We start from the raw sequence: 21,559 nt of genomic DNA, 5'->3' as shown, positions 1-21,559 counted from the left end.
TTCGAGGCGCATCGGTGCGCCTGAGCCGGCCCTACCGCTTCTGATCCACGTCCCGCACCGCGCCGCGCGCGGCGCTGGTGGTGAAGGCGGCGTAGGCGCGCAGGGCCATGGAGACCTTGCGCTCGCGCTTCACCTCGGGCGTCCAGGCCTCGGCGCCGCGAGCCAGCTGGGCGGCGCGGCGTTCGGCGATCACGGCGTCGCTCACGGCCAGGTGGATACTGCGCTCGGGGATGTTGATCTCGATCTGGTCGCCGTCCTGCACCAGGCCGATCAGCCCGCCCTCGGCGGCCTCGGGCGAGGCGTGGCCGATGGAGAGGCCCGAGGTGCCCCCGGAGAACCGGCCGTCGGTGATCAGGGCGCAGGCCTTCCCCAGGCCCTTCGATTTCAGGTAGCTGGTGGGATAGAGCATCTCCTGCATCCCCGGCCCTCCGCGCGGCCCCTCGTAGCGGATCACCACCACGTCGCCGGCCTTGATCTTGCCGGTCAGGATGGCGCTGACCGAGGCGTCCTGGCTCTCGAACACCCGCGCCGTGCCGGTGAACACCAGGATGCTGTCGTCCACGCCCGCCGTCTTCACGATGCAGCCGTCCAGGGCCAGGTTGCCCTTCAGCACCGCCAGGCCGCCGTCCTTGGAAAACGCGTTCTCGACATTGCGGATCACGCCGCCGGCCCGGTCCAGGTCCAGTTCCTCCCAGCGGCGGCTCTGGCTGAAGGCCGTCTGGGTCGGCACGCCGCCGGGCGCGGCCTTGAAGAAGGTGTGCACGCTCTCGCTGCTCGTGCGGGCGATGTCCCAACGGTCCAAGGCTTCGCCCAGGGTGGCGCTGTGGACGGTCGGGGTGTCGGTGTGCAGCAGGCCGCCGCGGTCCAGTTCCCCCAGCAGGGCCATGACCCCGCCCGCGCGGTGGACGTCCTCCATGTGCACGTCGGCCTTGGCCGGCGCCACCTTGGACAGGCAGGGCACCCGGCGCGACAGCCGGTCGATGTCGTCCATGGTGAAGTCCACCTCCGCCTCATGGGCGGCGGCCAGCAGGTGCAGAACGGTGTTGGTGGAGCCGCCCATGGCGATGTCCAGGCTCATGGCGTTCTCGAAGGCCCGGAAATTGGCCACCGAGCGCGGCAGGACGCTGGCGTCGTCCTGCTCGTAGAAGCGCCGGGTGATGTCCACCACCGTGTGACCGGCCTCCAGGAACAGCCGCTCGCGATCGGCGTGGGTGGCCAGCACCGAACCGTTGCCGGGCAGGGAGAGGCCCAGGGCCTCGGTCAGGCAGTTCATCGAGTTGGCGGTGAACATCCCCGAGCAGGAGCCGCAGGTGGGGCAGGCCGACCGCTCGATGGTCGCGACATCCTCGTCGGAGACGCTCTCGTCGGCGGCGGCGACCATGGCGTCCACCAGGTCCAGCGCCACTTCCTTGCCCTTCAGGATCACCTTGCCGGCCTCCATCGGCCCGCCGGAGACGAAGACCGTGGGGATGTTCAGCCGCAGGGAGGCCATCAGCATGCCCGGCGTGATCTTGTCGCAATTGGAGATGCAGACCATGGCGTCCACGCAGTGGGCGTTGGCCATGTACTCGACGCTGTCGGCGATCAGTTCGCGGGACGGCAGGCTGTAGAGCATGCCGTCGTGGCCCATGGCGATGCCGTCGTCGACGGCGATGGTGTTGAACTCCTTGGCCACCCCGCCGGCCCGCTCGATCTCGCGGGCCACCAGCTGGCCGAGATCCTTCAGGTGCACGTGGCCCGGCACGAACTGGGTGAAGGAGTTCACCACCGCGATGATCGGCTTGCCGAAGTCGGCGTCCTTCATCCCCGTCGCGCGCCACAGCCCGCGGGCGCCGGCCATGTTGCGGCCATGGGTGGAGGTGCGGGAACGATAGGCGGGCATGACGGTCTCGGGGCTTTGGGCGGAGATGTGCACATGGCGTGATCATCCCGGGATGTCCATGCTTCGGGGTGAGCTTTTGCCGCCTTGTGGGCCGAACGCAGCGCCCGCGGGTTGATCTCACCTTGGTCGTCTCATATTCAAGACGAATGGATACTATAGTGGACGATTCCGGAGTGCTGTTGGCCAACCGCCTGAGGCTGGAGCGCGACCAGCGTGGCTGGTCCCTGGCCGACCTCGCCGAACGCTCCGGCGTCTCCAAGGCCACCATCAGCAAGATCGAACGCGCGGAGGTCAGCCCGACGGCCGTCATCCTGGTCCGGCTGGCCAGCGCCTTCGACCTGACCCTGGCCGGCCTGCTGCTCCGCGCCGAGGGGAGCGGGGAGCGCCTGACCCGGGCCGCCGACCAGCCCACCTGGCGCGACCCCGCCACCGGCTATCGCCGCCGCCAGCTGTTCAGCCGTCCCGACCACCCTGTTGAGGCTGTCGAAGTCGAACTGCCCCCCGGCCAACGCGTGACCCTGCCGGCCTCATCCTACGCCCATATCCGCCAGGTGGTCTGGGTGCGGGCCGGCGACCTCGTCATCCACGAAGGAGGCGACCGCTACGAGCTCGCCGCCGGCGACTGCCTGGGGTTCGGTCCGCCCGGCGAGGTCACCATCGCCAACGAGACGGGCGAGCCCTGCACCTATGTCGTCGTCCTGGCCCGGAGTTGACCGTGATCCAGATCCTCGACACCTCGCACCGCGACGCTCTCAGCGACCTGCTCATCGAGGCGGTCACCAGCGGCGCCTCGGTCAGCTTCATGCATCCCATCAGCCGCGAGAAGGCCGATGGCTTCTGGGACAAGGCGCTGGCCGCCGCCGCTCGGGAAGACCGCATCCTGCTCGGCGCCTTCGACGGCGGGAGCCTTGTGGGGACCGTGACTCTGCTGCTGGACTGCCCCGACAATCAGCCGCACCGCGCCGAGATCGCCAAGCTGATCACCCGCGTCAGCCACCGGGGCCGGGGGATCGCCACCGCCCTGATGCGGGCGGCCGAGGATCTGGCCGTCGAACGGTCCCGCACCCTGCTGGTGCTCGACACCGCCACCGACGGCGGCGCAGCCGGCCTCTACGAACGCGTCGGCTACGTCCTGGCCGGCGTCATCCCCGACTACGCCTTCAAGCCCCATGGCGGCCTCAGCGGCACGGCGTTCTATTGGAAGCGGACTGGCGCTGTGGCCGAGCACCGCCCACCTTCACGGCGAGGCGGCGGGTTGGCCGCCTGATTCTGCAGGGAAGCGCCGGGATGGCTGAGACCACGATCTACGGCATCAAGGCCTGCGACACGATGAAGAAGGCCCGCGACTGGCTGGACGCCCACGGGGTGGCCTATCGCTTCCACGACTACAAGACCGCCGGGATCGACCGCGCCACGCTGCAGGGATGGGCGGCCAAGGTCGGCTGGGAAGTCCTGCTCAACCGCGCCGGGACCACCTTCCGCAAGCTGCCCGACGCCGACAAGGCCGGCCTCGACCAGGCCAAGGCCATCGACCTGATGCTGACCCAGCCGTCGATGATCAAACGGCCCGTGCTGGACGTCGGCGGCGACCTGCTGGTGGGGTTCAAGTCAGACGCCTACGCCGCGAAACTGGGGTAGTCTTCCGGCGCCAAGGCTGGGGAGGCGGACATGGCGCCCACACCGAACAAGACTCTGCAGGCCCCGGCCAGCGTCGAGGCCTTCATCGGGTCAGCGGCCAGCCTCCGAAGATGTGGGGGGCGGCCATCGTCAGCTGCGGCGCCTACCACCATCGCTATGACAGCGGCCGGTGCTGACTTGAGACTGAGATGATGACAAAGATTTCATGGCCGCGCTTGCATCTGTACGGCGCGGCGCGGGCCTCTTTCCTCACAGAAGCGGGCTGATACGCCCCAAATTTGGAGAGACCACATCATGGAAGCCGTCTTCATCGTCTTGATCGTTTTCAGCTCGATCGCCTCACTGTTCCTGGTGCCCAGCTACCTGAAGAGCCGGGAACGCTCGCGCCTGCACGACACGCTCAAGGCTTCCATCGAACACGGCCAGCCGATCCCGCCCGAGGTGATCGCGGCCATCACCAGCGACGTGAAGGTCAAGCCGCCGGCCTCGCCGATGCGGGACCTGCGCACCGGCATCATCTGGCTGGGGGTCGCGGTGGGCCTGGCCGCCTTCGGCTTCGCCATCAGCTTCGAGGAGCCGGACGCGCTCTATCCGCTGCTGGGCATGGCCGCCTTCCCGGGCTTCATCGGCCTGGCCTTCATCGCCATCTCATTCTTCGGGCGCGGTAAGTAAGCCGGTTCCAGGGGGAGCAAGCCCCATGTCGGGCTCACAACAACTCCGGTACGCAAGCCTCCACGACGTGGAGCTGGCGACCCTCGCGGCGACGGGAGAACGGCGCGCCTTTGGCGAGCTGGTTCGGCGGCACGGCTCGGCCGTGCGCGGACTTCTGCGCCGGATGGGAGCCGCCCCCGCCGAAGCCGACGACACGGCCCAGGACGCCTTCCTGGCCGCGTTCGAGAGCATCACCGAGTTCCGCGGCGAGGGAACCTTCGCCGGCTGGGTCAAGCGTATCGCCGCCCGTCAGTACCTGAAGCGCCTGCAGCGTGAACGGCGTCTGGCGAGCCTGGCCGTCGAAGCCGAGGAGGGCGCGGAGACCGCCCATCATCCGGACGCCGCCGGCCGTATCGATCTGGACGAAGCCATGAAGTGTTTAGGCGCGGCCGAACGGCTCTGCGTGACCATGTGCTACGGCGCGGGGCTTTCCCACGTCGAGGCCGCGGATGCCTTGAATCTGCCGCTTGGAACGGTCAAATCCCATGTCAAACGTGGTCTGGAGAAGCTCAGAACGCGACTGGCGCCTGAGGGCGCCGAGCTGGAGGGGAGGCGTGGCAATGGCTGAGATCGATTTCGAGCGCCGCCTTGAGCGACTGTTCTCCGATGCGCCGGCGTTCTCCGATGAGAGCGCCTTCGCCGCACGTGTGGAGCACCGCCTAAATCGCGGCTGGAACATGCGCCGCTGGTTCATCGGCGCCGCGGGCGTGGCCGGCGGCGTCGTGGGCGCCAGCCAGCTGATCATGTCGAATTTCGTCCAGCGGGTGGAGGACGCCTCGGCGGGGTCCTCTCGCATCCTGCAGGCCGGAATCGCTCAGGCCCGCCCGGGCATGGACCTGTTCGCCATGGTGCAGTCGGACTGGACTGTCGTATGGATCGCCAGCGGCCTGGCCGTCCTGGCCATGGGCTTCGTGCTCACCCGCGTGATCGAGGAGATCTGACACCATGTCGGCTCAACGTCAGGAGACGGTTCGGCGCCTCGCCGCACCGGATATCACCGCGCGCAAGGGTGGCGTGCCGATCGTCTGCCTCACTGCCTACACCGCGCCGATGGCCGAGTTGCTGGACGACCACTGTGACCTGCTGCTGGTCGGCGACAGCGTCGGCATGGTGGTCCATGGCCTGCCCAACACCGTGGGCGTGACCCTGGAGATGATGATCCTGCACGGCCAGGCGGTGATGCGGACCTCCAAGAAGGCCATGGTGGTGGTCGACATGCCCTTCGGGTCCTATGAGGGCGCGCCGGAAATCGCCTACCAGAACGCCGTGCGGATCATGAAGGAGACCGGCGCCTCGGCGGTGAAGGTCGAGAGCGGCTCCACGGTGGTCGACACCATCGAATACCTGGTGAAGCGCGGTGTGCCGGTCATGGGCCATGTGGGCCTGCGGCCCCAGGCGGTGCTGGTGGACGGCGGCTTCAAGGCCAAGGGCCGGGCCGGCGAGGAGCGCGCCCGTATCCTGGAGGAGGCCAAGGCCACCGCCGCGGCCGGCGCCTTCGCCGTGGTCGTCGAGGGTGTGGCCGAGGGCCTGGCCCGTGAGATCACCGAGACTATCGCCGTGCCCACCATCGGCATCGGCGCCTCGGCCGGCTGCGACGGCCAGATCCTGGTCACCGACGACATGCTGGGCCTGTTCGACTGGACGCCGAAGTTCGTGCGCCGCTATGCCGACCTGCGCGGCGAAATCTCCAAGGCCATCGCCGGCTATGCCGATGACGTGCGCCAGCGGAACTTCCCCGGCCCGGCGGAGATCTACTTCGCCAAGGCCGCCAACACCTAGGCGAAGACGACGGCGGATTCCGCGGCCGGTTCAAAGGCTTTGGCGAGCGCGATGGCTTCGGCCTCGACCGCCTTGCGGGTCTTCGCGCTGAACGTCTCAAAGGCCGTGACGGTCACCGTCGCGGTCTTCTTCTTGGCCTCCAGCTTCCAACTCCCCGCCACGAAGCCGTCCACCAGCAGCATCGGCGGCACCTGCAGGTTCTTGCTGGCGACCTTCGGCGCGTGCTCGGCGGGCAGGATGCGCGCGCGATCCTGGTGGCCTTGTGTGACCGCGTCGAAGTCCGGCACGAAGCGCGGCGGGGCCGGGACGTCTCCACCTGGACGAGGCGCGTCCCTGAGGTCGTAGAGCACCTTGTTTCGGTCATCGCGGAAGGTGACGAGCGCGTCCCCCAGCGCCTCGAACAACGGCGCGACACCCTTCAGCCCTGACCAGCCGCTGAAGTCGGCGGGCGTCGCCGGGCCCCAGGCGGCGAGGTAGCGCCTGAGCAGGTCGGCGGGGGCGGGCTGGGGTGCGACGCCCTTTCCCAGATAGGCCCCGGCCAGGACGAACTCGCCACCCGGTGCGAAGCCGTAGGGCGTGTCCGACGACGCCTGCACCAGGGGCAGCCGTTGGCGCGCCGCATAGGCCAGGATGCGAACGTCGGAATAGCCAGCCTTTTCCAGCACATCCCGCAAACCCTCAAACGGCTGCGGCGCGGCGAAGTGCTGGCGCGCCAGGGCCAGGACCGGCTCCAGTTCGGCCACCGTGGTCTTGCTTCCGCCGGGCAGGGCGATGGCCTCGCCGGTCCGCAGGCTGCCGCGGAAGGCCAGGAAGTCGGCGGCGGTCATCAGGTACAGCGTACCGCGCATGGCCGTGGCCCGGACGACCTCGCGCGCCTGGATGGCCGCCCGCAGCGCATCCGGCCTGAACGCCTCCAGCCGTGACCAGAGGCCCAGGAACGGCGTGCGCGGCAGCTGGGCCTGGATGGCCAGCAGCCGGCCGAGGGCGTCGATCGGATCGACCTTTCCGCGTTCGAGCAGCATCTGCCGGGCCAGCAGGGCGCGGTTCAGGTCGCGCGCGGTCAGGGTCTCGTCGGCCATCCGCGCAGCATCGCCGAGGCGCGGGCGCGTGGCCAGCCTTGCGCAAATCGGCGCCAGCGCTCATTTGCACCCGCACGGTCGGCCTCTTCGCCGCCGCGACGGGAGAGACGTGTGGCCAAGGGATTCAAGGAAGCTGGCGAGAAGCCCCGCCGCTTCTACAAGGCGGTGTCTGTGGAGGCCGTCGAGGGCGGCTTCGCGCTGAAACTGGACAGCCGCAGCCTGCGTACGCCCCGCGCCGCCCTGATGGTCCTGCCGACCCAGGCGCTGGCCGATCTCGTCGCCGAGGAGTGGGCGGCCCAGGGCGAGCACATCGAGATGGCGCTGATGCATGCCACCCGCCTGGCCAATACCGCCTTGGACGCCATTCCCCAGGCCCGGGACGGCACGGCGGCCCAGATCGCCGACTATGCCGGTTCCGACCTGCTCTGCTATTTCGCCGAGGATCCGGCGGACCTGTCCGAGCGCCAACAGCGCCATTGGGGTCCGGTGCTGGAGCGCGCCGAGCGGGAGTTCGAGGTGGCCTTCGTCCGCGCCGCCGGCATCGTCCACCGAACCCAGCCAGACGAGACCCTGGCCAGGGTGAAGGCCATGGCCCTGGCTCTCGACGACTTCGGCCTGGCCGGCGTCGCCTTCGGCACCGCCCTGTTTGGCTCGGCGGTTCTGGCCTTCGGTCTTGCGCGCGGCTGGATGGACGGTGTCCAGGCCCTGGAGCTGTCACGCCTGGACGAAATCTTCCAGGAAGAGAAGTGGGGCGTCGACGACGAAGCCGCCGAGCGCACCGCGCGCCATGTGGTGGAAGCCCAGATGCTGGAGCGCTGGTTCAAGGCCCTCTAGCTGACGTTCGGTGAACTTGCGCCGGCTTCCGGGCGCGACTAGGGCTTTGCTCCCAGGACAGAGCGTTAAGAGGGGCCGGCCTTGAAGCATATCATCGAGGAGCTTGAGAAGCGTCGTGGCGAAGCCCGCATGGGCGGCGGCGAGCGGCGGATCGAGAGCCAGCACGCCAAGGGCAAACTGACGGCGCGCGAGCGCCTGGATCTGCTGCTGGACGAAGGCTCCTTCGAGGAGTTCGACATGTTCGTCGAGCACCGCGCCACCGATTTCGGCATGGCCGACAATCGCATTCCCGGCGACGGCGTCGTCACCGGCTGGGGCAATATCAACGGCCGGCTGGTCTTTGTGTTCTCCAAGGATTTCACGGTCTTCGGCGGGTCTCTCTCCAACGCCCACGCCCAGAAGATCGTCAAGGTGCAGCAGCAGGCCCTTAAGGTCGGCGCCCCGATCATCGGCCTGTTCGACGCCGGCGGCGCGCGCATCCAGGAGGGCGTCGACGGCCTGGCCGGATATGCCGACATTTTCCTGCAGAACACCCTGGCCAGCGGCGTCATCCCGCAGATCAGCGTGATCATGGGACCCTGCGCGGGCGGGGACGTCTATTCGCCCGCCATCACCGACTTCATCTTCATGGTGAAGGACACCTCCTACATGTACGTCACCGGACCCGACGTGGTCCGCACGGTGACCCATGAAGAGGTCACCCACGAGGAACTGGGGGGCTACCGCGTCCACGCCATGAAGTCGGGCGTCGCCGACGGCGCCTTCGAGAACGACCTGGAGGCGCTCACCCAGGTCCGCCGTCTCGTCGATTTCCTGCCGCTCTCCAACCGCGAGAAGCCGCCGGTCCGCGAGAGCTTCGACAGCGTCGAGCGTGACGAGCCGAGCCTCGACACCCTGGTCCCGGCCAATCCCAACAAGCCCTACGACATGAAGGAGCTGATCCTGAAGGTGGTGGACGAGGCCGACTTCTTCGAGATCGCGCCGGACTTCGCCAAGAACATAATCTGCGGCTTCGCCCGCATGGATGGCCGCACCATCGGCATCGTCGCCAACCAGCCCCAGGTGCTGGCCGGGGTGCTGGACATCGACTCCAGCCGCAAGGGCGCCCGCTTCGTGCGCTTCTGCGACGCCTTCGAGATCCCCCTGGTCACCCTTGTGGATGTGCCGGGCTTCATGCCGGGGACCAAGCAGGAGCAGGGCGGCCTGATCCGCCATGGCGCCAAGCTGCTGTTCGCCTATGCCGAGGCCACGGTGCCCAAGGTGACCCTGATCACCCGCAAGGCCTATGGCGGCGCCTATGACGTGATGAGCTCCAAGCACATCCGCGGCGACGTGAACTATGCCTGGCCGACCGCCGAGATCGCCGTCATGGGCTCCAAGGGCGCGGTGGAGATCATTTTCCGCGCCGAGATCGGCGACCCCGAGGCCATCGCCGCCCGCGAGGCGGAGTATAAGACCCGCTTCGCCAACCCCTTCATCGCCGCCAGCCGCGGCTATATCGACGACGTCATCAAGCCCCACAACACCCGCAAGCGCATCGCCCGCTCGCTGAAGAACCTGAGGGGCAAGCAGCTGACCAACCCCTGGAAGAAGCACGACAACATCCCGCTGTAGGGGGCGATCGCGTCATGGAGTCGGCAGGGCCTTGTTCTGGATCAAGGCCAGGCGACTCTCGCGGGCGCAGAGTTGCTGCGCCCCATGAACGTCCTCGCAAACCAGCTTCTGATCTCGACGGCCGTCGTTACGGCGACCGTGCTTGTCCACCTGTTGGGACTGGACGTCCTGCAGGCGCTGCTCCGGTGGCATCTGGAGCGCTTCACCCGCTGGATCAACCTTGATCGGGTCCTGGTGCCGCTCGGTGTGGTCCTGGGGCTCTTCGTGTTGCACGGCCTCGAGATCTGGCTCTACGCGCTGATCTATTGGAAGATGCAGATGCTCCCGACCCTGGAGCAGGCCCTCTATTTCTCAACCAGCTCCTATTCGACGGTCGGGGAGACCGGCGCGATCCTTCCCGACCGTTGGCGGATCGTCGGAGTCCTGGAGGCCATCAACGGCATGCTGCTGATTGGCTGGTCCACCGCCTTCCTGTTCCAGATCCTGCATCACCTGATGTGGGATGACAGCGACGACCACCCGCTTCCCAAGGGCGCGATCGCCCGGGTGTCCAAACCGCCTCGCCTCCGCCCGAAATGACTGGCTGAAACCGGAACAAGCCCACCCGCCAAGGGGTTGTGGGACCAGTAGGTCCTCACAACACGGGAGAACGTCAGATGCCTGACAGAAGCAACGAGCGTGGCCGATGGGACCGAGGGCCTCGCCTGGGCCCAGGCCAGCGTCACGATTGGGACGAGGCCGCGGCCGACTATCAGGCCGGCGACGATGACCCTTCTGGTGAGGGGCGTAGCTTTGACAAGGGCCCCCGTCAGGGCGGAGGCGGCGCCTATACCGGCCGCGGCTACACCGGCGGCTACGGCCAGAACGGGACCGATCCCGGCGAACGGGTCTCGCCGTATGGCGACCGTATCTATCGCGGCGATGGCGGACGCCAGGAAAACCCGGGCGAGCACCGCGCCTATCACGATCCCGGCCATCGGGGCCTCGGGCCTCAGGGCTACAGGCGCAGCGATCAGCGTATCAGCGAGGATGTCCACGACCGCCTGACCGATGATGACCACCTCGACGCCTCGGCGATCTCCGTGGCGGTGCAGGACGGCGAGGTCACCCTGTCCGGAACGATCCGTGATCGCCGCGCCAAACACCATGCCGAGGCCATCATCGAGCACATCGGCGGCGTGCAGCACGTGCAGAACAACCTGAGGGTGAGCGTGTCAGCCGGGCGGGCGCCCGCGCCGCTCGGCGAGAACACCATCCTGCGCGACCAGGCCGAAGGCAAAAGCTAAGCCAGAAGACTCCTCACGCCGTCGGCCCTAGGCTGTCGGCGTGTCGGAGGAGACGTTCAAGGTCTGGATCGAACGTTGGGGGCTGACCCCCGACGGGGAGCCGTTCGCCAGCCTTGGCGGACAGCTCCTGCCCGTGCGCCGGGATGGCGTCGCCGCCATGCTCAAGGTTAGCCATGCGCCCGAGGAAATCGCGGGGGGAACCCTGATGGCCTGGTGGGACGGGAAGGGGGCCGCGCCGGTCCTGGCGCACGACGGCGAGGCCCTGCTGATGGTTCGCGCTCGGGGGGCGGGCTCGCTGGCGCAGATGGCGACGACCGGTCAGGATGATGAGGCCAGCCGCATCATCTGCGCGGGCCTTGACGGACTTCATGCGCCGCGCGCCGGGAAGCTTCCCTCAACCCTCAGGCCGCTGCCCGACTGGTTTGCGCAGCTCGGTCCAGCGGCGCAACGGCACGGGGGCGTACTGGCCAAGTCCTACGACATGTCGCGAAAGCTCCTGGCCGATCCGCGCCAGGTCTGTGTCCTGCACGGCGACGCCCACCACGGCAATTTCCTGGATTTCGGCGCCTTGGGCTGGCTGGCCATCGACCCCAAGGGGCTGATCGGAGACCGCGGCTATGACTACGCCAACCTGCTCTGCAATCCCGACCTCGCCACCGCCGTCAGGCCGGGCCGCATCGCGCGGCAGGTCAGGGTGGTTGCCGACGCCGCGCGGTTGGAACCCCTGCGGACCCTGCAATGGCTGCTGGCCTATGCGGGGCTATCGGCTTCCTGGACCCTCTCGGACGGAAACAATCCGGCAGGCGCCCTGCAGATCGCCGAGATCGCCGCGGCGGAACTGGGATTCTAGGCGGTGGCCAGATGCTGGGTGTCGCCCCGCGCCAGCGGATCACGCAGCGGCTGGCCGTTCTGCACGAACTCCAGGGAGATGGAGTTGATGCAGTATCGCAGCCGGGTCGGCGGCGGGCCGTCGGGGAAGACGTGGCCTTGGTGGCTGTCGCAGCGGGCGCAGCGGGTCTCGATGCGGATCATGCCGTAGCTGGTGTCCTTCACCGCCACGACGTGGGCCTCGTCGATTGGCGCGAAGAAGCTGGGCCAGCCGGTGCCGCTCTCGAACTTGGTCTTGGCCTGGAACAGCGGCAAGCCGCAGAGGCGGCAGCAATAGGCGCCGTCCTGCTTGTTATCCAGCAGTCCGCCGCAGAACGCCGCCTCGGTGCCATGGTGCAGCAGCACCTCGGCCTCTTCGCGGGTCAGGTCGGCCTCTAGGCGCTTGCGTTCCGCTGCGTCGGGAGGTGTCAGGTCGAAACCGGACGGGGAGAGGGTGGCTTCTGGCGTGCTCATGGGGTCCAATCTAAGGTCTCTCCCCCAAGTACGGAAGCGCTTCAGGGGAGGTTACGTTCATGCCCACGACCAGGGTCTGTCTCGCTCGCGCGATTTTGCGCTAAGACGTCAGCATGTTCTCAAAGATTCTGATCGCCAACCGCGGCGAAATCGCGGTCCGCATCATCAAGACCTGCCGCCGCATGGGGATCGCCACCGTGGTGGTCTATTCCGAGGCCGACGCCGACAGCATGGCCGTCGAGATGGCCGACGAGACGGTGTTCATTGGCGGCGCGCCCGCCTCCGAGAGCTATCTCGTCGCCGACAAGATCGTCGCCGCGGCCCGCGAGACTGGCGCCGAGGCGATCCACCCCGGCTTCGGATTCCTGTCGGAGAACGCCGCGTTCGCCCGGCGGCTGGAGAAGGAAGGCATCGTCTTCATCGGTCCCAATCCCCACGCCATCGAGGCCATGGGCGACAAGATTGAGAGCAAGAAGTTCGCCACGGCGGCCAATATTTCGGTGGTGCCCGGCCACGTCGGCGAGATCGACGACACGGCTCATGCCATCAAGATCTCTGAGGACATCGGCTACCCCGTCATGATCAAGGCCTCGGCCGGCGGCGGCGGCAAGGGAATCCGGGTCGCCTGGAACCAGAAGGACGTCGAGGAGGGCTTCCCGGCGGTGAAGGCCGAGGCCAAGTCCAGCTTCGGCGACGACCGCATCTTCATCGAGAAGTTCATCGAGAGCCCGCGCCACATCGAGATCCAGGTGCTGGGCGACAAGCACGGCAATGTCGTCCATCTGTTCGAGCGCGAGTGCTCGATCCAGCGCCGCAACCAGAAGGTCATCGAGGAAGCCCCGTCGCCTCTGCTGGATGAGGAGACCCGCGCGGCCATGGGCGCCCAGGCCGTGGCGCTGGCCAAGGCCGTGAACTACGACTCAGCCGGCACGGTCGAGTTCGTCGCCGGCCAGGACAAGAGCTTCTTCTTCCTGGAGATGAATACCCGCCTGCAGGTGGAGCACCCGGTCACCGAGCTGATCACCGGGGTCGACCTGGTGGAGCAGATGATCCGCTCGGCCTACGGCGAGAAACTGGCCTTCGAACAGAAGGACCTGGCGATCAACGGCTGGTCCATCGAGAGCCGCATCTATGCCGAGGACCCCTATCGCGGCTTCCTGCCCTCCATCGGCCGACTGGTGCGCTACTACCCGCCGGAAGAGGGCCAGGTCGGCGACCAGATCGTGCGCAACGACGCCGGCGTCCGCGAGGGCGACGAGATCTCGATGTTCTACGATCCGATGATCTCCAAGCTGTCGACCTGGGCGCCCACGCGGCTGGCCGCCATCGACGCCATGGGCCGGGCCCTCGAAGACTTCCATATCGAGGGTCTGGGGCAGAACATCCCGTTCCTGGCCGCCGTCATGGACCAGGAGCGGTTCCGGTCCGGAAAGCTCTCCACCAACTACATCAAGGACGAGTTCCCGGAGGGCTTCCAGGGGACCACGCCCACTGATTGGCAGCGCGACCTGGTCTCGGCCGTCGCCTGCGCCATGCACCGAATCGTCACGGCCCGCTCCGCGCCCCAACTGCTGCGTGACGAGTGGATCGTCATCGCCGGCCACGACAAGCGCCTGGTGCGCCTCTCCAACGGTGGGGCCGCCTATCGGGTGGAGTATCTGAACGAGCACCGCTCGCTCACCCTCACCGAGATCGACTGGCGGCCGGGCAAGCACGTCTTCCGCGGCGTGCTCGACGGCCGCGCCTTCACGGTGGCGGTGAAGCCCGCCGCCGAGGGCTTCGTGATCCGCCACAGGGCCACCACTCTGAACGTCCTGGTCCTCACCCCGCGCTCCGCCGAACTGCACGAGAAGCTGCCGCCCAAGAAGGCCGCCGACACATCGAAGATGATCCTCTCGCCCATGCCGGGCCTGGTGGTGACCCTGGACGTGATTCCGGGCCAGCTGGTGCGGGCCGGCGAGGCGGTCTGCGTGGTGGAGGCCATGAAGATGCAGAACATCATCCGCGCCGAGCGGGACGGCACCGTGAAGACCGTCGGCGCCAAGGCCGGCGATTCGGTTGCCGCCGACGAGGTGCTGGTGGAGTTCGCCTGATGACCGACTGGGGCGCGTTGTTCCTGACCGCCTCGGGCCGGCTGGGGCGCACCCCGTTCCTGATCGGGGCGTCGATCCTGCTTGTCCTGGGCGGCGTCTACGAGACGCTCGGGGCGACCATCCACTGGCTGACCGGCTGGTTCGTCTATCCGCCCCTGTTCTATGGCGCGACCTGCGTGCTGTCCAAGCGCCTGCACGACCGGGGCAAGTCCGGCTGGTGGGCGGCGGCGATCCTGTTCGCCCTGGTGGCCGTCTGGCAGCCGCCGATGAACCCCGCAGACGTGCTGCTGTCCCTCGTGCTCGTCTGGGCGGTGGTCGAGCTGGGCGTTCTGGGCGGCGAGCAGGGGACCAACCGCTACGGCGCCAATCCCCTGAAAACCGCCACGGCTTAAGATTCTCTTTTCCTCCCCCGTGAAGCGGAGCGAAACGGGGGAGGAAAGGGGTTACAGCAGCGGCGTCTCGACCCGCTCCACAGCCCCGAACACAGCCGCGAAGCTCTCCATGAGCGCGGCGTCGGCCTCATCCATGGTCACCGGCAGGCCGAGGTCCACCAGGCTCGTCACCCCGTGCTCGGTCTGGCCGCAGGGGACGATGCCGGAGAAATGGCTGAGGTCGGGCTCCACGTTCAGCGAGACGCCGTGGAAGGACACCCAGCGGCGCAGTTTCACCCCGATCGCGGCGATCTTGTCCTCGCGGGTCGGGGCGCCGGACACCCGTCGCTCCACCCAGACCCCCACGCGGCCGTCGCGAATCTCCCCGGTGACGTTGAACCGCGCCAGGGCTCCGATGATCCAGGCCTCCAGGCCAGCGACGAATGCGCGCACGTCGCGCTGCCGGGCGGTAAGATCCAGCATCACATAGGCCACCCGCTGGCCGGGGCCATGATAGGTGAACTGCCCGCCGCGCGCCGTGGGGAAGACCGGGAATCGGTCCGGCTCCAGCAAATCGGCCGATTTCGCCGAGATTCCGGCGGTGTAGAGCGGCGGATGCTCCAAAAGCCAGACAAGTTCGCCCGCCGAGCCCTCGGCGATCGCCGCGGCGCGGGCCTCCATGGCGGCCACGGCGTCCTCGTAGCCGACGTATCCGGTCGAAACCGCCCACCCGACGGGCGCGCCGTCGGCACGACCGAAATAGGGCGGGGAAGCCTCAGCATTTAACGACCGGTCAAGCATGTCAGCGCCAATGTGGGCTCAAGGAACAGAGGGTGCAAAGCCCCCTTTGATTTCCTGGTGTTTTTTGATGGGTGGGGTTTTGGGTCAGGTTAACGCCGTCAACGTCGAGATCTCGGTGGTTCTGGGTCGTTCCACCCTGCCCATGCAGCAATTGCTGCGGATGGGCCGCGGTGCGGTGATTCCGCTGGACGCCAGTGTCAACGAAGAGGTGTGGATTCTGGCCAATAACCACCCCGTGGCCCGTGGAGAAATCCAGATTAACGAGGATCGCATCTCCATCGCGGTCACCCGCGCAGCCAATGTTTACGACTATATGGCCGGCGGCTAGCCACAACGCTTCACAAACGCTCGGGGGTTTGCTACCTGCCGCGCCTCACCACGAGCGGTCGTGGCGGAATTGGTAGACGCGCAGCGTTGAGGTCGCTGTGGGGCAACCCGTGGAAGTTCGAGTCTTCTCGACCGCACCAGTGAATTAGGGTCTTTCGCAGCTGCAGAGCTAGAGCATCGTCATACGTTAGGAGGGGAGGTCCGCATGAGTCGCGACACCGAACATCCTAAGGAGGACGACGTTCTGGACCTGCGGGCTTCGCGGCAGAGCCTGACGTCCGCCGAGGTCGAGGACCTCGAGGATCTCGCCCTTGGCGAGGACTACGCGCTAAACCCCGACTTCGTGGCCATGGTCGTCGATGCGATCGACCGTGGCGACGCAGAGCGCCTGCGCGAACTGCTGGCCGCCCTGCACCCGGCCGACGTCGCCGACCTCATGGGGTTCCTGTCGTCGGACTACCGCGCCGAGGTTGTGGCTCACCTCGATCCCGAGGCCCTGGCCGAAATCCTTTCCGAACTGGACACCGAGATCCGCGAGGACGTGCTGGAGCATGTCCCGTCCGCGATTCTCGCCAAGGCCTTGGGCGAGATGGATTCCGATGACGCGGTGGACGTCGTCGACGACCTGGAGGACGACAAGCGCGCCCAGGTCCTGGCCGCCCTGCCGGAGATGGAACGCTCGGCCATCGAGAGCAGCCTGGCCTATGAGGACGAGACCGCCGGCCGCCTCATGCAGCGCGAGGTGGTGTGGGCCCCCCAGTTCTGGACCGTCGGCCAGACCATCGAGCACTTCCTGCGGGAAGGCGACGAGCTGCCCGAGCTGTTCTTCGACGTCTATGTGGTCGATCCGGCCCACAAGCCGGTGGGCGCGGTTCCCGTCAGCCACCTGCTGCGCACCCGGCGCGACGCGCCGCTCGCCCAGGTCATGGAGCCCATTACCGAGATCCCGGTCCAGATGGACCAGGAGGAGGTGGCCTACATCTTCGACAAGTACCACCTGATCTCCGCGCCGGTCGTGGAGCCGGGCGGCCGGCTGGTGGGACAGATCACCGTCGATGACATCGTCGGCGTCATCCAGGACGAGAGCGAAGAGGACATCCTGGCCCTGGCCGGGGTCTCCGACGCCGGCCGCGACGCCGGTGTCTTCGGCATCGTGCGCTCGCGCCTGCCGTGGCTGGTCCTCAACCTGCTGACCGCCACCGTCGCCGTCAGCGTCATCGCCGCCTTCCAGGCCGAGATCACCAAGCTGGTGACCCTGGCGGTCCTCATGCCCATCGTGGCGTCCCTGGGGGGCAATGCCGGCACCCAGACCCTGGCGGTCGCGGTCCGGGCCCTGGCCAACCGCGAGCTGAACGCCTCGAACGCCATGCGCATCTTCCTGCGTGAAATCAGCGTTGGGGTTCTCAACGGCGCGACCCTGGCCGCCATCATGTCCGTGGCGGTCTTCCTCTGGTTCCATGACCTGCGCCTGTCGGTCACCGTGGGATTGGCCCTGATCGTGAATGTCTCCATCGCCGCGGTGGTGGGAACCCTCGTGCCCCTGACCCTCGATCGCCTGGGGCGCGATCCGGCGGTTTCATCGTCGGTCTTCGTCACATTCGTGACCGACTTCATGGGTTTCCTGTCCTTCCTGGGCCTGGCGGCTGTGATCCTGTTGTAACCGGCCCCTATCTTGCCCGTTGAGGTCCAAGCGCTGCGGCGCCTGTCTCAAACTGGGTCAACTGGCCATGAAACCTCGTCATCAAGTTTCCCGAACTGCGATCGACCTGATCAAGCGGTTCGAAGGTTACCGCCGGAAGTCCGCTCAGCTCGCCGATGGCCGCTGGACGATCGGCTATGGCCACACGCTCACCGCCCGCGACGGCGCGGAAGTCTCGGAACAGGACGCCGAGGCGCTGCTGCTCTACGACCTGATCGCGGTCGCCCATTCGGTCAACGAGTGGACCTACACCCCGCTGACCCAGAACCAGTTCGATTCCCTCTGCGCCTTCGCCTTCAACATCGGCGTCGACAACTTCCGCCGCTCGTCGGTCCTGCGCCGGGTCAATGAGGGCCAGCTGCTGCAGGCCGCCTGCGCCATGGAGCTGTGGCGCAAGGCCGATTTCGAAGGCGAGCGCATCGTCATCGACGCCCTGGTCCGCCGCCGCTCGGCTGAGAAGACCCTGTTCCTGACCCCGACCCACGGCTGGGTCCCGGCCCCGTCCCCGATCCTGCGTCCCAATGTGGACATGGACGCCGCCGGCATGGTGCCGCGCGAAACCCCCACGGCCCTCAAGGCGCCGATGGACGGCCCGCGCGCCATTGTCGAACGTGAGACCGACGTGGTCGCCCCTCACGCCGCCCCGGTGTTGCCGGTGGAAGCCGTGGCGCCCGTGGCCGTGCTCACGCCTGAGCCGGCGCCGCCCATCGTGCCGGTCGTGCCGGAGGAGGAGCTGAGCCCCACCCAGACGGCCGCGGCCAGCGTCACCTCGCGCCTCTCCACCATCTTCCGCGACCCGCCGGCCGAGCAGCCCGCGCCTTTCCAACCCGCGCCCCTGACCGAGGCTGCGCCTGAAGCCGAACCGGTCGCCCCGATCGAGGCCGCGCCGCCGCCGGTGGCTCGCCAGGCGGCCTACGTCGAGCCGACCGCGCCGCCGCCCGCCGCGCCGGTCGCCATGGCCGGGGGCGACCGCGCCTTCGTCCTGACGCAGCCGGAAGAGAGCTACGAGCCGGCGCCTGTTGAGCGGCCCCGCCTGGAGCTGCCTGTCGCGGCCAACGAATCGCACCCGACCCTGTTCGACCGCCAGACCTCCGCGGCCAATGATCAGCTCGGCCTGCCATCGCCGCCGCAAGAGCGCCGCATCTACATCGACGACACCCTGGAGTACGACCCCGCCTTCGATCTGCTGGAGCCGGAACAGCCCAAGCTCAGCCTGCCTTTGCTGGTGGGCCTGACGGTGGTGGGCCTGGCCTTCTTCGCCGGCGGCCTGTTCTGGGCGGCCAGTGTCAGCCCCGACCGTGACGGGGGCCTGTTCAACCCCATGACCGTGGGCTGGATGGCGGCGCTCGCCGGCATCGGCTTCTTCGGGGTGGCGGTCTATCTCATGCTCGACCGGCTCGGCCGGGGCGATCTCGACGAAGAGGACGACCTCGACGCGCAATAGCCAGTTCCCGGGGGGGATTGAGTAGGGAAGGGGCCTGGCGCGTATCGCCGGGCCCTTTCTCGTTCTGGGCCAGTCTGTGCTACCACCGCGACATGATCCCGAACCCTGGACCTTCGCTGGACTTCGGACTTGGCGAGACCGCCGAGGCCATCCGAGACACCACGCAGCGCTTCGCCACTAACCGCATCGCGCCCCTGGCCGCCGACATCGACGCGACCAACACCTTCCCGCGCCAACTCTGGCCGCAGATGGGCGAGCTTGGCCTGCACGGCATCACCGTCGAGGAAGAGTTCGGCGGCCTTGGCCTGGGCTACCTCGAGCACGTGGTGGCCATGGAGGAGGTGAGCCGCGCCTCGGCCTCGGTTGGGCTCTCCTACGGCGCCCACTCCAACCTCTGCGTGAACCAGATTCGCCGCTGGGGCTCGGAGGATCAGAAGCGCCGCTACCTGCCGGGCCTGATCTCCGGCGAGCATGTCGGCTCCCTGGCCATGAGCGAAAGCGGCTCCGGCTCCGACGTGGTCTCCATGAGCCTGAAGGCCGAACGCCGCGGCGACCGCTATGTCCTGAACGGAACCAAGTTTTGGATCACCAACGCGCCGCACGCCGACGTCCTGGTGGTCTATGCCAAGACCGAGCCCGGCGAGAACAGCAAGGGGATCACCGCCTTCCTGATCGAGAAGGACTTCAAGGGTTTCTCGGTGGGCCAGAAGCTCGACAAGATGGGCATGCGCGGCTCCGACACCGGCGAGCTGGTGTTCGAGGACTGCGAGGTGCCGGAAGAGAACGTCATGGGGCCGGTCAATGGCGGCGTCGGCGTGCTGATGAGCGGCCTGGACTATGAGCGCACGGTGCTGTCGGGCGGGCCTCTGGGGATCATGCAGGCCTGCCTGGACGTGGTCCTACCCTATGTCCGCGAGCGCAAGCAGTTCGGCAAGCCGATCGGCTCGTTCCAGCTCATGCAGGGCAAGGTGGCCGACATGTATGTCGCCCTGAACTCGGCGCGGGCCTATGTCTATGCTGTCGCCAGGGCCTGCGACGCCGGTCAGACCACGCGGTTCGACGCCGCCGGCGCGATCCTGATGGCCTCGGAGAACGCCGTGAAGGTCAGCCTGGAGGCCATCCAGGCCCTGGGAGGCGCCGGCTACACCAAGGACTATCCGGCCGAGCGCCTGCTGCGGGACGCCAAGCTGTACGACATCGGCGCCGGGACCAACGAAATCCGCCGCTATCTGATCGGCCGGGAGCTGATCGGCGCCTAACGTCAACGCTTTCTACACCTGCGATTCACCTTAGATGGACGGACCACGCCGGGGGGGCGGAGGTGAGACTGATGCGTAACGCCCTTGTCCTGCTGCCGCTGATGCTGGTCGCGAGCTGCGCCAGCCTGGAGTCCCGCCTGACCTGCGCGGCGGGGGAGGAGCCCATGCGCACCGCCCAGCTGTTCTTCGGCCAGAACATCGGCGGCAAGCCGGGCGTCTCCGACGCCGACTTCCGCAAGTTCACCGACGAGGTCCTGACCCCGCGCTTCCCCGAGGGGCTCACCGTCCTGGACGGCGGCGGCCAATGGACGGGCGCGGAGAACAAGCTGATCCGTGAGGCCGCCAAGATCGTCGTGCTGGTCCTGCCCGCCACCCATGGCGAGAACCGTCGCAAACTGGGCGAGGTGCGGCAGGCCTATGTCGAGCGCTTCCACCAGGACAGCGTGATGATGATCAGCCAGCGGGCCTGCGTCTCGTTCTAAGCTCGGAACCCGACTCACCGCCCGTGGGTTCTGTCTCCCGAACTGAAGGAGAAGAACATCATGCGTAAGATCCTCGTCCTCACCGTCGCCGCCGCCGCGGCCATGACCCTTGCCGCCTGCGGCACCACCACCACCCAACGGGCCGCCACCGGCGCCCTGGGCGGCGCAGCCATCGGGGCCGCCGTCAGCGGTGACGCCAAGGGCGCGCTCGCGGGCGCGGCAATCGGCGGCGTCGCCGGCGCGGCCACCACCCCCCGCTACTAGACCAACCGCAGCGGCGGCCGGAAAGACCTCTCAAGGGTCATATCCGACAAGGTCACCTCCATCGGGGTGTCTCGACATACGAAAGGCCGCCGGGGATACCCGGCGGCCTTTCCGCTGTCAGACCTGGCGCGGCTCACGCAAGCCTCTCCAGGCACGCCAGGTCCGCAGCGTCCGCTCCAAGGGAAGCCTCAGCGGGGGCGCGAGACGGAACCCTGAGCAGATGCGTTGACGCCCACCGAGGCGTCGGCCCCGTTGGGCGAGGCGTCGGCCGAGGCGCCGGCGTCGGCGTCGACGCTGACCGAGCGGGCGGCGCGGGTCGCGGCGCGCTTGGCGGCGCGGGCTTCGGCCCGGGCTTGGCGCGCGGTCTGGGCGGCGGTGTCCCGGGCGTAGCCAGCCGTGCTGCTGGCGGCATCGCGGGCATAGCCAGAGGCGCCGCGCACCGTCGAGCCGGCCCCGCTGGCGTCCACCGAGCCGCCGAGCGAACCCGAGCCCATCACCCCGCCGCCGGCGCCACCGACCATGCCGCCGACATTGCCGCCGCCGCCAAGGGCGCCGCCGACAAGTTGAGCCTGGGCGCCCGTGCCGAGGGCGAGAAGAGCACTGGCGGCCGCGGCCGCGATCATCGTGGTCCTAAGCATGTTGTTCTCCCAATTTC

At 67.9% G+C, this 21,559-nt stretch carries 25 protein-coding genes and 1 tRNA gene; 21 read left to right on the top strand and 5 right to left on the bottom strand.

Annotated features, from left to right (window positions below; translation table 11 throughout):
• Window positions 1-31 precede the first annotated feature (31 nt).
• Window positions 32-1,882, bottom strand: coding sequence for a dihydroxy-acid dehydratase (gene ilvD / locus Q7J39_RS04675; protein ID WP_304820930.1), 1,851 nt, complete (start codon window positions 1,880-1,882; stop codon window positions 32-34).
• Window positions 1,883-2,040: 158 nt separating this feature from the next.
• Here ilvD and Q7J39_RS04670 point away from each other — a divergent pair, with 158 nt between their 5' ends.
• From Q7J39_RS04670 to panB, 7 genes are all read left to right on the top strand, one after another.
• A complete protein-coding gene (locus tag Q7J39_RS04670) occupies window positions 2,041-2,595 on the top strand; it encodes an XRE family transcriptional regulator (RefSeq protein WP_304820928.1) in 555 nt (184 codons plus the stop codon).
• A gap of 2 nt (window positions 2,596-2,597) precedes the next feature.
• Window positions 2,598-3,149, top strand: a complete 552-nt coding sequence (locus Q7J39_RS04665; protein ID WP_304820926.1) for a GNAT family N-acetyltransferase — start codon at window positions 2,598-2,600, stop codon at window positions 3,147-3,149.
• A gap of 20 nt (window positions 3,150-3,169) precedes the next feature.
• Window positions 3,170-3,520, top strand: a complete 351-nt coding sequence (locus Q7J39_RS04660) for an ArsC family reductase (RefSeq protein ID WP_304820924.1) — start codon at window positions 3,170-3,172, stop codon at window positions 3,518-3,520.
• A 294-nt stretch (window positions 3,521-3,814) separates the two neighbouring features.
• Window positions 3,815-4,192, top strand: a complete 378-nt coding sequence (locus Q7J39_RS04655; RefSeq protein ID WP_304820922.1) for a DUF6249 domain-containing protein — start codon at window positions 3,815-3,817, stop codon at window positions 4,190-4,192.
• Between the two features lie 25 nt (window positions 4,193-4,217).
• Window positions 4,218-4,799: an RNA polymerase sigma factor gene (locus Q7J39_RS04650; protein ID WP_304820920.1), complete on the top strand. Its 582-nt coding sequence runs from the start codon at window positions 4,218-4,220 to the stop codon at window positions 4,797-4,799.
• The gene (locus tag Q7J39_RS04645; protein WP_304820918.1) at window positions 4,792-5,172 is read left to right on the top strand and encodes a hypothetical protein; all 381 of its coding nucleotides are present in this window, start codon (window positions 4,792-4,794) and stop codon (window positions 5,170-5,172) included. Before Q7J39_RS04650 ends, Q7J39_RS04645 begins: the two co-directional genes overlap by 8 nt.
• A 4-nt stretch (window positions 5,173-5,176) precedes the next feature.
• Window positions 5,177-6,010 (top strand): 3-methyl-2-oxobutanoate hydroxymethyltransferase, encoded by an 834-nt coding sequence (gene panB, locus Q7J39_RS04640; RefSeq protein WP_304820916.1) that lies wholly within the window; start codon window positions 5,177-5,179, stop codon window positions 6,008-6,010.
• Here panB and Q7J39_RS04635 read toward each other — a convergent pair.
• A complete protein-coding gene (locus Q7J39_RS04635) occupies window positions 6,007-7,089 on the bottom strand; it encodes a winged helix DNA-binding domain-containing protein (protein WP_304820914.1) in 1,083 nt (360 codons plus the stop codon). The genes panB and Q7J39_RS04635 overlap by 4 nt on opposite strands.
• A 111-nt stretch (window positions 7,090-7,200) precedes the next feature.
• Here Q7J39_RS04635 and Q7J39_RS04630 point away from each other — a divergent pair, with 111 nt between their 5' ends.
• The 5 genes from Q7J39_RS04630 to Q7J39_RS04610 all read left to right on the top strand — a co-directional run bounded on the left by Q7J39_RS04630 (window position 7,201) and on the right by Q7J39_RS04610 (window position 11,673).
• Complete coding sequence (locus tag Q7J39_RS04630) at window positions 7,201-7,923, top strand: ATP12 family chaperone protein (protein WP_304820912.1); 723 nt, start codon at window positions 7,201-7,203, stop codon at window positions 7,921-7,923.
• 81 nt (window positions 7,924-8,004) lie between these two features.
• A complete protein-coding gene (locus Q7J39_RS04625; protein ID WP_304820910.1) occupies window positions 8,005-9,537 on the top strand; it encodes an acyl-CoA carboxylase subunit beta in 1,533 nt (510 codons plus the stop codon).
• Between the two features lie 84 nt (window positions 9,538-9,621).
• Complete coding sequence (locus tag Q7J39_RS04620; RefSeq protein WP_304820908.1) at window positions 9,622-10,116, top strand: ion channel; 495 nt, start codon at window positions 9,622-9,624, stop codon at window positions 10,114-10,116.
• Between the two features lie 77 nt (window positions 10,117-10,193).
• Window positions 10,194-10,823: a BON domain-containing protein gene (locus Q7J39_RS04615; protein WP_304820906.1), complete on the top strand. Its 630-nt coding sequence runs from the start codon at window positions 10,194-10,196 to the stop codon at window positions 10,821-10,823.
• A 40-nt stretch (window positions 10,824-10,863) separates the two neighbouring features.
• Entirely contained in the window at window positions 10,864-11,673 is an 810-nt protein-coding gene (locus Q7J39_RS04610; RefSeq protein WP_304820904.1) for an aminoglycoside phosphotransferase family protein, read from the top strand.
• On the opposite strand, the gene msrB is transcribed toward Q7J39_RS04610, so the two are convergent.
• Window positions 11,670-12,164, bottom strand: coding sequence for a peptide-methionine (R)-S-oxide reductase MsrB (msrB, locus tag Q7J39_RS04605; protein ID WP_304820902.1), 495 nt, complete (start codon window positions 12,162-12,164; stop codon window positions 11,670-11,672). The two genes, Q7J39_RS04610 and msrB, sit on opposite strands and share 4 nt — an antisense overlap.
• A gap of 113 nt (window positions 12,165-12,277) precedes the next feature.
• On the opposite strand from msrB, the gene Q7J39_RS04600 reads away from it, so the two are divergent.
• Window positions 12,278-14,257, top strand: a complete 1,980-nt coding sequence (locus Q7J39_RS04600) for an acetyl/propionyl/methylcrotonyl-CoA carboxylase subunit alpha (protein ID WP_304820900.1) — start codon at window positions 12,278-12,280, stop codon at window positions 14,255-14,257.
• On the top strand, window positions 14,257-14,649 hold the full coding sequence (locus Q7J39_RS04595) for a DUF805 domain-containing protein (RefSeq protein ID WP_304820898.1): 393 nt from the start codon (window positions 14,257-14,259) through the stop codon (window positions 14,647-14,649). The genes Q7J39_RS04600 and Q7J39_RS04595 overlap by 1 nt, the downstream gene beginning before the upstream one ends.
• A 51-nt stretch (window positions 14,650-14,700) precedes the next feature.
• Here Q7J39_RS04595 and lipB read toward each other — a convergent pair whose 3' ends face one another.
• Window positions 14,701-15,429: a lipoyl(octanoyl) transferase LipB gene (gene lipB, locus Q7J39_RS04590; RefSeq protein WP_304820896.1), complete on the bottom strand. Its 729-nt coding sequence runs from the start codon at window positions 15,427-15,429 to the stop codon at window positions 14,701-14,703.
• 67 nt (window positions 15,430-15,496) lie between these two features.
• Here lipB and Q7J39_RS04585 point away from each other — a divergent pair, with 67 nt between their 5' ends.
• From Q7J39_RS04585 to Q7J39_RS04555, 7 genes are all read left to right on the top strand, one after another.
• Complete coding sequence (locus Q7J39_RS04585) at window positions 15,497-15,757, top strand: FliM/FliN family flagellar motor switch protein (protein ID WP_304820894.1); 261 nt, start codon at window positions 15,497-15,499, stop codon at window positions 15,755-15,757.
• Window positions 15,758-15,811: 54 nt separating this feature from the next.
• A tRNA-Leu gene (locus Q7J39_RS04580) sits at window positions 15,812-15,896 on the top strand.
• 65 nt (window positions 15,897-15,961) lie between these two features.
• Complete coding sequence (gene mgtE, locus Q7J39_RS04575) at window positions 15,962-17,416, top strand: magnesium transporter (protein ID WP_304820892.1); 1,455 nt, start codon at window positions 15,962-15,964, stop codon at window positions 17,414-17,416.
• Window positions 17,417-17,483: 67 nt separating this feature from the next.
• On the top strand, window positions 17,484-18,899 hold the full coding sequence (locus Q7J39_RS04570; protein ID WP_304820890.1) for a lysozyme: 1,416 nt from the start codon (window positions 17,484-17,486) through the stop codon (window positions 18,897-18,899).
• A 92-nt stretch (window positions 18,900-18,991) separates the two neighbouring features.
• Window positions 18,992-20,158, top strand: a complete 1,167-nt coding sequence (locus tag Q7J39_RS04565; protein ID WP_304820888.1) for an isovaleryl-CoA dehydrogenase — start codon at window positions 18,992-18,994, stop codon at window positions 20,156-20,158.
• A 71-nt stretch (window positions 20,159-20,229) separates the two neighbouring features.
• Window positions 20,230-20,640 carry a DUF3574 domain-containing protein gene (locus tag Q7J39_RS04560; protein ID WP_304820886.1) on the top strand — a complete coding sequence of 137 codons (411 nt, stop codon included), beginning with the start codon at window positions 20,230-20,232 and terminating at the stop codon, window positions 20,638-20,640.
• Between the two features lie 60 nt (window positions 20,641-20,700).
• The gene (locus Q7J39_RS04555) at window positions 20,701-20,904 is read left to right on the top strand and encodes a YMGG-like glycine zipper-containing protein (protein ID WP_304820884.1); all 204 of its coding nucleotides are present in this window, start codon (window positions 20,701-20,703) and stop codon (window positions 20,902-20,904) included.
• A 188-nt stretch (window positions 20,905-21,092) separates the two neighbouring features.
• On the opposite strand, the gene Q7J39_RS04550 is transcribed toward Q7J39_RS04555, so the two are convergent.
• Window positions 21,093-21,542 carry a hypothetical protein gene (locus Q7J39_RS04550; RefSeq protein WP_304820882.1) on the bottom strand — a complete coding sequence of 150 codons (450 nt, stop codon included), beginning with the start codon at window positions 21,540-21,542 and terminating at the stop codon, window positions 21,093-21,095.
• Window positions 21,543-21,559 lie beyond the last annotated feature (17 nt).

Origin of the sequence: Phenylobacterium sp. (assembly GCF_030651185.1) — a bacterium.
GTDB lineage: Bacteria > Pseudomonadota > Alphaproteobacteria > Caulobacterales > Caulobacteraceae > Phenylobacterium.
Note: the sequence above shows the minus strand (reverse complement) of the source record. Positions and strands in the feature narration are given on the sequence as shown.

Excerpts from the sequence above, each read along its gene's own strand:
- ilvD (WP_304820930.1), bottom strand. The coding sequence starts at position 1,882 with ATGCCCGCCTATCGTTCCCGCACCTCCACCCATGGCCGCAACATGGCC.
- Q7J39_RS04660 (WP_304820924.1), top strand. The coding sequence starts at position 3,170 with ATGGCTGAGACCACGATCTACGGCATCAAGGCCTGCGACACGATGAAG.
- Q7J39_RS04655 (WP_304820922.1), top strand. The coding sequence starts at position 3,815 with ATGGAAGCCGTCTTCATCGTCTTGATCGTTTTCAGCTCGATCGCCTCA.
- Q7J39_RS04650 (WP_304820920.1), top strand. The coding sequence starts at position 4,218 with ATGTCGGGCTCACAACAACTCCGGTACGCAAGCCTCCACGACGTGGAG.
- Q7J39_RS04645 (WP_304820918.1), top strand. The coding sequence starts at position 4,792 with ATGGCTGAGATCGATTTCGAGCGCCGCCTTGAGCGACTGTTCTCCGAT.
- panB (WP_304820916.1), top strand. The coding sequence starts at position 5,177 with ATGTCGGCTCAACGTCAGGAGACGGTTCGGCGCCTCGCCGCACCGGAT.
- Q7J39_RS04635 (WP_304820914.1), bottom strand. The coding sequence starts at position 7,089 with ATGGCCGACGAGACCCTGACCGCGCGCGACCTGAACCGCGCCCTGCTG.
- Q7J39_RS04620 (WP_304820908.1), top strand. The coding sequence starts at position 9,622 with ATGAACGTCCTCGCAAACCAGCTTCTGATCTCGACGGCCGTCGTTACG.
- Q7J39_RS04615 (WP_304820906.1), top strand. The coding sequence starts at position 10,194 with ATGCCTGACAGAAGCAACGAGCGTGGCCGATGGGACCGAGGGCCTCGC.
- msrB (WP_304820902.1), bottom strand. The coding sequence starts at position 12,164 with ATGAGCACGCCAGAAGCCACCCTCTCCCCGTCCGGTTTCGACCTGACA.
- Q7J39_RS04600 (WP_304820900.1), top strand. The coding sequence starts at position 12,278 with ATGTTCTCAAAGATTCTGATCGCCAACCGCGGCGAAATCGCGGTCCGC.
- Q7J39_RS04595 (WP_304820898.1), top strand. The coding sequence starts at position 14,257 with ATGACCGACTGGGGCGCGTTGTTCCTGACCGCCTCGGGCCGGCTGGGG.
- lipB (WP_304820896.1), bottom strand. The coding sequence starts at position 15,429 with ATGCTTGACCGGTCGTTAAATGCTGAGGCTTCCCCGCCCTATTTCGGT.
- Q7J39_RS04585 (WP_304820894.1), top strand. The coding sequence starts at position 15,497 with ATGGGTGGGGTTTTGGGTCAGGTTAACGCCGTCAACGTCGAGATCTCG.
- mgtE (WP_304820892.1), top strand. The coding sequence starts at position 15,962 with ATGAGTCGCGACACCGAACATCCTAAGGAGGACGACGTTCTGGACCTG.
- Q7J39_RS04570 (WP_304820890.1), top strand. The coding sequence starts at position 17,484 with ATGAAACCTCGTCATCAAGTTTCCCGAACTGCGATCGACCTGATCAAG.
- Q7J39_RS04565 (WP_304820888.1), top strand. The coding sequence starts at position 18,992 with ATGATCCCGAACCCTGGACCTTCGCTGGACTTCGGACTTGGCGAGACC.
- Q7J39_RS04560 (WP_304820886.1), top strand. The coding sequence starts at position 20,230 with ATGCGTAACGCCCTTGTCCTGCTGCCGCTGATGCTGGTCGCGAGCTGC.
- Q7J39_RS04555 (WP_304820884.1), top strand. The coding sequence starts at position 20,701 with ATGCGTAAGATCCTCGTCCTCACCGTCGCCGCCGCCGCGGCCATGACC.
- Q7J39_RS04550 (WP_304820882.1), bottom strand. The coding sequence starts at position 21,542 with ATGCTTAGGACCACGATGATCGCGGCCGCGGCCGCCAGTGCTCTTCTC.